This window comes from Bradyrhizobium sp. WYCCWR15520 (assembly GCF_056174665.1).
On record NZ_JBWBWM010000095.1, the window covers coordinates 1 to 9,199 of the forward strand.

Consider the following 9,199-nt stretch of genomic DNA (forward strand, 5'->3'; position numbering starts at 1 on the left):
TCGGCGCCGACGTTCAGCGCCCAAGACCTTCACCTGCATTCGCCACATGACCTTAAGGCTAGACTTAAGGTCAAATCCTCAGACGAACCGCCAAACCGCACAAGGCGGCCTCCGCCGGAGCGATACTGAACGGCGCTTTATGATGCTGTTGCGCTTGACACGTTTTCGCTTGGCGAGGATCGGCCTCAGCCCTGCCGAAGTAACCATCGGCAGGAGTGAGGTTATCGATGCTCTCATGAAAGCGGACGTGATTGTGGTGTTCGACGAAGGTCCGTATCTGGTCGGATCTGTCGGAGATGATCAGGATCCGATCGTCGGGAAATGGGGCGCCAGTTCGCCGATCAGCGCCGCCCCTCTTGCTTAAAAAAGGCGTCGAGCAACACCAGATGCCGTTTTAGCCAATCGACGCCCATGGCAAAGGCCTCTTCCGGCGTTGCAAGCTCGGTGCGTCTCGATCTCCTCATGCAGCACGAATTGCAAGGCCGCGCGGGTGATCTCGTCATCGTCGACCACGATCACCCGTCGCTGGTCGACTTCTTTCGGCTGTCCGACACCGATCTGCAATGTTGCTCTCCTGAAAATCCGCTCCGACAAACCGGCTTGCAAGAGCATTAGAGATTTCCGTTCCGTGCATGAATGCATTGAAATGGCCCGCCAAGCCGGCGTTTTCCCGTTTGATGCTGGCGATCCTTGTCCGGCTTCTGACAGCGGCACGAATCCTGTCACGTTCAAAACACCTGGTTTCATCCACCGGCTCGCGAATTTTTCAAAGTGTAATCAGAAGCTTAAAGGGCGCGGACAGGGTTGGCACGGCGGTTGCTATCAGGATGCAGCAACACTGAGTGAGGGCTGAGTGCACGCAGACGCGCGAGACGAGCGCTGCTCTCCTTCCCTTGAACCCGTGTGCCTCGCTTCTGAGAGAGAAACAAGCTCGCGCGCGAGCCAGCGCGCAATCTTTGGCAAATTGGTTGATGGAGAGCAACATGGCTTCACTGAGACAAATCGCGTTCTACGGTAAGGGCGGCATCGGCAAGTCGACCACCTCGCAAAACACGCTGGCGGCGCTGGCCGAGATGGGTCACAAGATCCTGATCGTTGGCTGCGATCCCAAGGCGGACTCGACTCGCCTGATCCTGCACGCCAAGGCGCAGGACACGATTTTGAGCCTGGCGGCGAATGCCGGCAGCGTCGAGGACCTGGAAATCGAGGACGTGATGAAGATCGGCTATCAGGACATCCGCTGCGTAGAGTCGGGCGGTCCAGAGCCGGGCGTCGGCTGCGCCGGCCGCGGCGTCATCACCTCGATCAACTTCCTGGAAGAGAACGGCGCCTATGAGAACATCGACTACGTCTCCTACGATGTGCTCGGCGACGTCGTCTGCGGCGGTTTCGCGATGCCGATCCGCGAGAACAAGGCGCAGGAGATCTACATCGTTATGTCCGGCGAGATGATGGCAATGTATGCGGCCAACAACATTTCCAAAGGCATTCTGAAATATGCCAACTCTGGCGGCGTGCGACTCGGCGGCCTCATCTGCAACGAGCGGCAGACCGACAAGGAACTGGAACTGGCGGAGGCGCTGGCCAAGAAGCTCGGCACCCAGCTGATCTATTTTGTGCCGCGCGACAACGTCGTGCAGCATGCGGAGCTGCGCCGCATGACCGTGCTGGAATATGCGCCGGAATCCCAGCAGGCCGATCACTATCGCAATCTCGCAACCAAGATCCACAACAATGGCGGCAAGGGCATCATCCCGACCCCGATCTCCATGGATGAGCTCGAGGACATGCTGATGGAACACGGCATCATGAAGCCCGTTGACGAGGCCATCATCGGCAAGACCGCAGCCGAACTCGCAGCCGAGTAATAGGCCAGACCGAGAGAGGCCGGCCTTCCCAATGCTGATTAGGAGGTCGGCGCTCCGGCGAAAGATGTCGTGACCAGCATCACGACATACTTGATCACTGTGAAAAGGTCGGCAATTCATGTTTGAAGCCCAGTTCTTTCCGCTTAGGGCCGCCAGAGCGACTGAAGCGAACGATGAGCAGCATAGGGGAATTGCGACATACCGCCTGCTCACTGGGGCGGACCCCGCAGATGCCGATATAGCCAGTGACAGCAATTTCGATCGTCACGTGCTGGCGTCCATTCTGGCGGCCGCCACGATGGATGGTGGTCTGGTTTCAGAGAAGGTCGGTCTGTCCAGCCACGAGCTGGCCGCGGTGCTGGAGCAATACTTCCCGTCGATCCGGATAAACCGCGAGGAGTTGCCCTTGGGTGTCAAGCGCAATGAGATCGACGAGGCGGCAATGTTGCGTGATCTCCTGCTCGCACAACGCTCGACCGAAGGGGACATCGGCAACTGGCTAGCTGCGATGATCGCGCGTCGCGCAATCGAGCCAAATCACATGTGGGAAGACCTCGGATTGCGCGGTCGTGGCGAACTATCCAGGCTCCTAGGCCGCCATTTCGCGCCACTGGCCGCGCGCAATACCAATAATATGCGCTGGAAGCGCTTCTTCTATCGCACGCTGTGCGAGGACGACGGCCTTGTCATGTGTACGACACCGGTGTGCACGCAATGCAACGACTTCAACCTTTGCTTTGGCGATGAAAGCGGCGAGAGCCGGATGGCCGAGCGTCGACGCGACGTTCTGCTGCAGGCGGCTGTCCCGGTCGCCGCCGGCGCCTGGCCGATGTGAGCGACATCGGATGGATCGGCCGTTGGCCAGACTTCCGACCAGCGACGCCGAGGATCGTGCGAGCCTCGAGGAGGTGCAGGTAGAACCGGCCTCCGTCCAACTCAGCGGGCAATCTCCCGCCGTTGGCGGCTGGAAGAATGTGTTACTCAAGGCCGGGCTGCGACCGCGCCAGCGCCTGATGCTAAGCGAGCTGTTGTTTGCCAGGGGCGCCCGGCATGTCAGCGCAGAGATGCTATTTGCCGAGGCGCGCGAGACCGGCTTTCCGGTCCCATGGTCTACCGTCTACAACACTTTGAACAAGTTCACGCAAGCCGGCCTCTTGCGCCGGTTCTGCCTTGATGGTTCGCGTGCATTATACGACACCAACACCACACCGCATCCGCATTATTATCTACATGGCGAGGATACGCTGCTCGATGTCCCCAATGCGGATCTCCTGCTTGTGAATGTGCCGGAGCCGCTGCGCGGTCACGAAGTCTCCTGCGGCGATCTGATCATCCATCTGCGCCGCAAGCGGAGTTGATGGCATCCACCGTATGGTGAGGTTAAGCCGACGCCTTGAGTTTGCGATGCTGTCGCGTTTGCGACAATCCGAATGTGCCGAAAACTGCTAGCTAGTCCAATAGCTTGGGGCCGAGCGCCGGCCTGGCATGCGGGTTGCTCAAGTCTTGCTTTGCCAGGAACAAGGAGCCTTCCATGATCGCCGTCGCCTCTGCCAAACCGTCATGGTCCAAGACGTCATGGGCAGGTCCGATCGTACTCAACGACACGACGCTGCGCGACGGCGAACAGGCTCCTGGTGTTGCCTTCACCACCGACGAAAAGGTGACGATCGCGCAGGCGCTGGCGCGCGCCGGTGTCACCGAGATCGAAGTAGGTACGCCTGCCATGGGCAGTGAGGAAATCGCGGCTATCCGAGCCGTGGTCGAGATCGGTCTCCCGGTCACCAGCATTGGCTGGTGCCGGATGCGTGAAGTCGACGTCGATGCGGCAATCGAGGCCAAGGTGTCGATGGTCAATGTCTCCATCCCAGCCTCTGACGTGCAGATTGGAGCCAAGCTTGGCGGTGACCGCGAGCTGGCGCTGGAGCAAGTGAGACGGGTGGTAAGTTATGCCCGCGAGCGGGGGGTTGAGGTTGCCGTCGGCGGCGAGGACTCCTCCCGCGCAGATGTCGATTTTCTCACCACGCTGATCGCCACCGCAAAAGCCGCGGGCGCACGGCGCTTTCGCATTGCCGATACGCTCAGCGTGCTTGATCCCGACTCCACCTTTGCGCTGATCGCTCGTTTGCGTTCGACCACCGATCTTGAGCTCGAATTTCACGGCCATGACGATCTCGGGCTCGCGACCGCCAATACGCTCGCCGCCATCAAGGGCGGCGCGAGCCATGCCTCGGTGACTGTCATCGGTCTCGGCGAGCGGGCGGGCAATGCACCGCTGGAAGAAGTCGCGGTCGCTCTCAAACAGCTCTACGGGCGCGACACCGGCATCGTGCTGCCGGAGCTGCAGAACGTCGCGGCCGTTGTGGCAGCCGCGGCTGCACGCACGATTCCTCTGAACAAGGCGATCGTGGGTGAGCATGTGTTCACCCACGAATCCGGCATTCATGTCCATGGCTTAATGAAAGATCAACGCACGTATCAGTCGCTCGACCCCCGCTTGCTTGGTCGCTCCAACCGTATTGTGATCGGCAAGCATTCCGGGCTGTCGTCGATCACCACGTTGCTCGACGAATTGCAGCTCACCGCCAGCGCCGAAGAGGCAAGACAGATCCTGTTGCGGGTGCGGAAACATGCCATCGAGCACAAGCGACCGGTCGCGTGCGAGACGGTGGTGGCGATCTGGCGCGACGTCTGCGAGCGCTTGTTGATCAATGGAGCGTGAGGCGGCCATGGTCCGGCATTATTACAGCCGATCACTTCGAAACCGCCGGCGTGCCACGGAGGTTCCTCGCTGATCCACGACGACATAGGTCTGGAGGCCATATGCAGCGCCGCCTGCGCGAAGCAGCGTCGCAAGGAGATGACCAGCCGGCGTCGGGTCCCGACCACAGGCCGGCGATCTAACCCAAAGGAGATATCTCGATGAGCAACATGCAGGCGGCAGTCGGCATCCTGGATCGACTCAACAAAGCCTCCTCGGCTGAAGACTTTTTTGCGCTGCTTGACGTCGATTACGACCCGAAGATTGTCAATGTCGCGCGCCTGCATATCTTAAAGCGCATGGGACAATATCTCGCCAAGGAAGTATTCGAAGATAGCGCGGAGGCCGAGGTAACGGCGCGGTGCAAGGCGGTGCTGGAGCAGGCTTATGCCGACTTCGTGGCGTCCTCGCCGATCGACCAGCGGGTGTTCAAGGTCTTGAAGGATGCGGTCGCCGAGCCCAAGAAACCGGCGGCATTCGTGCCGTTGAGCTCGCTGAAATAGCCTCACACATGGTTCAGATCTGCCCCCAAGCCATGTCGGTGCAGCGCGTTGTGCCATATTCCTCTTCATCCAGATCAACTCTGTACAGCAATGAAGCGAAGCGGCGCTGTCGCATTCGCGACTTATGTCGGAATTGTAGGATCGGCGATGCTAACGCCCAGTCTTTGTCAACTTTCTTAAGTTGTTGAATGGACGGCTGATTTTTGATGTCCCCAACTGGTACGACACTTGCTGTTCTCCGGCCAAGTCCGTCATTGGCGCCGACTACACAGTTTTGTTGCCGTCGGAGATGAGATTTGGAGAAAAACCAAAAATGTTGTGCCGTCACTGCTCGCCGCTCGCGCCGGGATCATCTTATGGCTCACGCTAGCGTAATGCCGTTCGCAGTTGCCTCTGACGCCGCCATTGAGGCTGGGATTGACCCGGAGACGGCCGCCAATGGTAACTCGCGTTCCACGCTACTCTGGAGAAGGCATGCACAGTATCGTTTGCACCAAGCAGGTTCCCGATTCCGCGCAGATCCGCGTCAATCCCGTGACCAACACCATGGTGCGTCATGGCGGCCGAGCATCATCAACCGATACTTGTTCGCGCTCGAGGCCGCGCTCCAATTGCGTGACAAGTTCGGCAGCGAGATCACCGCGCTCACCACGGTCGACGCGGAGCGCCGCGCCGGACCCGGCGTGCAGATATTGCGCACAAATCCGCTGGTCAACCATGGCGCAGGCAACGAGCCAGATTTGCCGTCCGTGATGACCGCCGCCCTGCGGGCGGCGCTGGGGCCGATTGTAAAATGGAGCGCGCAGGAGGCCGACGTCGAAGAGTGTCGAAATGCGTCGCGCTCGGCTCGCGGGTCGTCAAGCGGGCCTTTGCGCCGGCGCCACGTGCCGAGAAGGCGGGGCTGGTGGAAGCCCCCCAAGCAGCCGATGGAGGTGCTGATGAAAGCTATCTTGAAGGGCCAACCCAACCTAGAGACCGATCTTGTGGCGCAGGCGCGCAGGTTCTGAGGGGAATTCAAAGCTATGAGCAACGTCACCAAGGCTCCCACGCCTGCCGCGGCCGGCCGCGCAGGAATCAAAAAAGAATTGCCCGAGCACTTTAAGGCCTACAAGCACGTCTGGGTCTTCGTCGAGCAGGAGCGCGGCCAGGTGCATCCCGTCTCCTGGGAACTCATGGGCGCAGGCCGCAGGCTTGCCGACAAGCTGAAGGTTGATCTCGCCGCGGTCGTCATCGGCCCGGAGGCCGCAACCACGCGCAATGCTGCGCTCGAATCCTTCTGCTACGGGGCCGACCTAGCCTATCTTGTGAGCGAGCATGTGCTGTCGGAGTATCGAAACGAGTCCTACACGAAGGCGCTGACCGATCTCGTCAACACCTACAAGCCAGAGATCCTCCTGTTGGGCGCCACCACGCTGGGTCGCGATCTTGCAGGATCGGTAGCCACTACACTACTTACGGGTCTCACTGCGGACTGCACTGAGCTCGACGTTGACGCGGATGGTTCGCTTGCCGCCACGCGTCCGACCTTTGGCGGATCGCTGCTTTGCACGATCTACACGTTGAATTACCGGCCGCAGATGGCAACCGTCCGCCCGCGCGTGATGCCGATGCCAGAGCGTGTCGCGCGCGATGCCGCCCGCATTGTCGTCCATCCGCTCCGCCTGCTCGAAGAAGACATCGTCACCAAAGTGCTATCCTTTCTGCCGGACCGTGATTCGGCCAAATCCAATCTCGCGTATGCCGACGTCGTCGTCGCCGGCGGGCTGGGGTTGGGCTCGCCGGAGAGTTTCCAGCTGGTACGACAGCTCGCCACCGTCCTCGGCGCCGAATATGGCTGTTCGCGTCCGCTGGTACAAAAGGGCTGGGTCACCTCCGACCGGCAGATCGGCCAGACGGGCAAGACCATCCGGCCAAAGCTCTATATAGCCGCGGGCATTTCTGGCGCGATCCAGCATCGGGTCGGCGTGGAGGGCGCCGATCTGATCGTCGCCATCAATACCGATAAGAACGCGCCAATCTTTGACTTTGCCCATATCGGCGTCGTCAACGACGCTATGCACTTGTTACCGGCGCTGACGGCCGCATTTCGTGCACGGCTTTCACCGCATTCGCGCGACCGTATCGCGAGCTAAGGAGGTTGTTGTGATCGAGGAGAAGTTCGATGCAATCGTGGTCGGCGCCGGCATGTCGGGCAACGCGGCGGCGCTAACGATGGCTAAACGCGGCATGAAGGTGCTGCAGCTCGAGCGCGGTGAATATGCCGGATCGAAGAATGTTCAAGGCGCAATCCTCTATGCCGACATGCTCGAAAAGCTCATCCCGGACTTCCGCGATGACGCGCCGCTCGAACGTCATCTCGTCGAGCAACGGTTCTGGATAATGGACGATCGCTCCCATTTCGGTGTGCACTACCGCTCCGAAGACTTCAACGAGGAGCGGCCGAACCGGTATACGATCATCCGCGCGCAGTTCGATAAATGGTTCTCCTCGAAAGTGCGCGAGGCCGGCGCGACCGTGTTGTGCGAGACCACCGTCACTGAGCTCGCGCGGGACGCCAATGGGAAAGTCATCGGTGTTCATACGGATCGCTCCGACGGCGAAATCCAAGCAGATGTCGTGGTGCTGGGCGAAGGCGTGAACGGCCTTCTCGGTACGCGTGCGCGCCTGCGCGAGCGGCCCAAGCCCGACAAGGTAGCACTCGCGGTTAAGGAAATGCACTTTTTGCCGCGTGAGACCATCGAGGCCCACTTCAATCTCAAGGGTGACGAAGGCGTCGTTGTCGAAGCGGCCGGCACCATTTCCCGTGGCATGACCGGAATGGGCTTCATCTATGCCAATAAAGAGTGCATCTCGATCGGCATCGGCTGTATCGTCGCCGACTTTCAGCGCACCGGAGAGACGCCATATGGGCTGCTCGACTGTTTCAAGCGTCACCCATCCGTGGCGCCCCTGATCGAGGGCTCGGAGGTCAAGGAATATTCCGCCCACCTCATTCCTGAAGGCGGCTACAAGGCGATCCCGCAGCTCTATGGCGACGGCTGGGTGGTGGTGGGCGATGCGGCGCAGCTCAACAATGCCATTCATCGCGAGGGCTCTAACCTCGCGATGACTTCGGGCCGCATCGCGGCGGAAGCGATTGTCCAGGTGAAATCGCACTGCCAACCCATGACCGCGGCAAATCTGTCAGTCTACAAGAAGATGCTGGATGACTCTTTCGTGATTAAGGATCTGAAGAAGCACAAGGATATGCCGATGCTGATGCATACCAACTCGCAAAACTTCTTTCTTACCTATCCGCAGCTCGTCTCGAAGGCGATGCAGAACTATGTACGCGTCGACGGTACGCCGAAGGCTGAGAAAGAGAAGGTGACAATGAAATCTTTTGTCAACGCGCGGTCCTGGACCGGTCTATTTGGCGATGCATTCCGCCTCGCCCGTGCATGGCGCTAACCAGCCCAAATCGAAGTCAAGGAAGCTGAAATATGAATGTCGAGACATCAGTGCGCGTCGAGGACAAGCTGTTCTATAACCGCTATCTTGTCGACGTCGGTCGTCCTCACGTCAAAGTGCGCGCACACACGAAGCCATCCCCGCAGTTGCTTGCGCTTTTAAAGGTCTGCCCGGCGCGCTGCTATGAGCTCAACGATAAGGGGCAAGTCGAGGTCACCGTCGACGGCTGCATCGAGTGCGGCACCTGCCGCGTCATCGGCGAGCCCACCGGCGACATCGAATGGAGCTATCCGCGTGGCGGATACGGTGTGTTGTTCAAGTTCGGATGAGAACTGCACAGCAGGCTCAGCGTGAACGCCGTTGCTAAGGCATCTCACGGCAAATCCATGTCTCCGCGCCCTTCTTGTGCGGAGAGCCTTATCAATGGCGGTAGCTGGTGATGCGCCCGGCGCACGGAACGGTCGCGGGAGCTTTGCCTCGCAATCAGATTCTCCTAGCAGGCTGCTGAAAAAGTCGTTTTGCGAGGCGATCGGAGTGTGATTCTGTGCATGTGGTTGATTCCTTTCGACTGAGGATCGGGATGCGCGGCGAAGATGAGCATGCGGAACGCCTTTTCAGCT

10 protein-coding genes and 1 pseudogene are annotated in these 9,199 nt (G+C 59.8%); 10 read left to right on the top strand and 1 reads right to left on the bottom strand.

All coding sequences use genetic code 11. The features are described from left to right. A partial coding sequence (locus AC0QUY_RS41535; RefSeq protein WP_474417136.1) for a hypothetical protein occupies positions 1 to 364 on the top strand: 364 nt, incomplete at its 5' end. On the opposite strand, the gene AC0QUY_RS41540 is transcribed toward AC0QUY_RS41535, so the two are convergent. Further along, positions 361 to 747 carry a hypothetical protein gene (locus AC0QUY_RS41540; RefSeq protein ID WP_202639125.1) on the bottom strand — a complete coding sequence of 129 codons (387 nt, stop codon included), beginning with the start codon at positions 745 to 747 and terminating at the stop codon, positions 361 to 363. The genes AC0QUY_RS41535 and AC0QUY_RS41540 overlap by 4 nt on opposite strands. A gap of 236 nt (positions 748 to 983) precedes the next feature. Between AC0QUY_RS41540 and nifH the strand changes: the two genes are divergently transcribed. The 9 genes and pseudogenes from nifH (at position 984) to AC0QUY_RS41585 (ending at position 8,908) form a co-directional block, all read left to right on the top strand. After that, complete coding sequence (gene nifH / locus AC0QUY_RS41545; protein ID WP_028350602.1) at positions 984 to 1,868, top strand: nitrogenase iron protein; 885 nt, start codon at positions 984 to 986, stop codon at positions 1,866 to 1,868. A 118-nt stretch (positions 1,869 to 1,986) separates the two neighbouring features. Next, positions 1,987 to 2,703: a nitrogen fixation protein NifQ gene (locus AC0QUY_RS41550; protein ID WP_161855619.1), complete on the top strand. Its 717-nt coding sequence runs from the start codon at positions 1,987 to 1,989 to the stop codon at positions 2,701 to 2,703. Between the two features lie 22 nt (positions 2,704 to 2,725). Continuing rightward, a complete protein-coding gene (locus AC0QUY_RS41555; protein ID WP_246738321.1) occupies positions 2,726 to 3,226 on the top strand; it encodes a Fur family transcriptional regulator in 501 nt (166 codons plus the stop codon). Positions 3,227 to 3,399: 173 nt separating this feature from the next. After that, a complete protein-coding gene (nifV, locus tag AC0QUY_RS41560; protein WP_161855617.1) occupies positions 3,400 to 4,587 on the top strand; it encodes a homocitrate synthase in 1,188 nt (395 codons plus the stop codon). A gap of 200 nt (positions 4,588 to 4,787) precedes the next feature. Next, a complete protein-coding gene (gene nifW / locus AC0QUY_RS41565) occupies positions 4,788 to 5,129 on the top strand; it encodes a nitrogenase stabilizing/protective protein NifW (protein ID WP_161855616.1) in 342 nt (113 codons plus the stop codon). 474 nt (positions 5,130 to 5,603) lie between these two features. Then, positions 5,604 to 5,779, top strand: a pseudogene (locus AC0QUY_RS41570) (nitrogen fixation protein FixA); the annotation flags it as partial. 372 nt (positions 5,780 to 6,151) lie between these two features. Next, positions 6,152 to 7,261, top strand: coding sequence for an electron transfer flavoprotein subunit alpha/FixB family protein (locus tag AC0QUY_RS41575; protein ID WP_161855615.1), 1,110 nt, complete (start codon positions 6,152 to 6,154; stop codon positions 7,259 to 7,261). A 10-nt stretch (positions 7,262 to 7,271) separates the two neighbouring features. Continuing rightward, positions 7,272 to 8,579 carry an FAD-dependent oxidoreductase gene (locus AC0QUY_RS41580; RefSeq protein WP_161855614.1) on the top strand — a complete coding sequence of 436 codons (1,308 nt, stop codon included), beginning with the start codon at positions 7,272 to 7,274 and terminating at the stop codon, positions 8,577 to 8,579. A 32-nt stretch (positions 8,580 to 8,611) separates the two neighbouring features. Further along, positions 8,612 to 8,908 carry a ferredoxin family protein gene (locus AC0QUY_RS41585; RefSeq protein WP_065754704.1) on the top strand — a complete coding sequence of 99 codons (297 nt, stop codon included), beginning with the start codon at positions 8,612 to 8,614 and terminating at the stop codon, positions 8,906 to 8,908. The last annotated feature ends 291 nt before the right edge of the window (positions 8,909 to 9,199 follow it).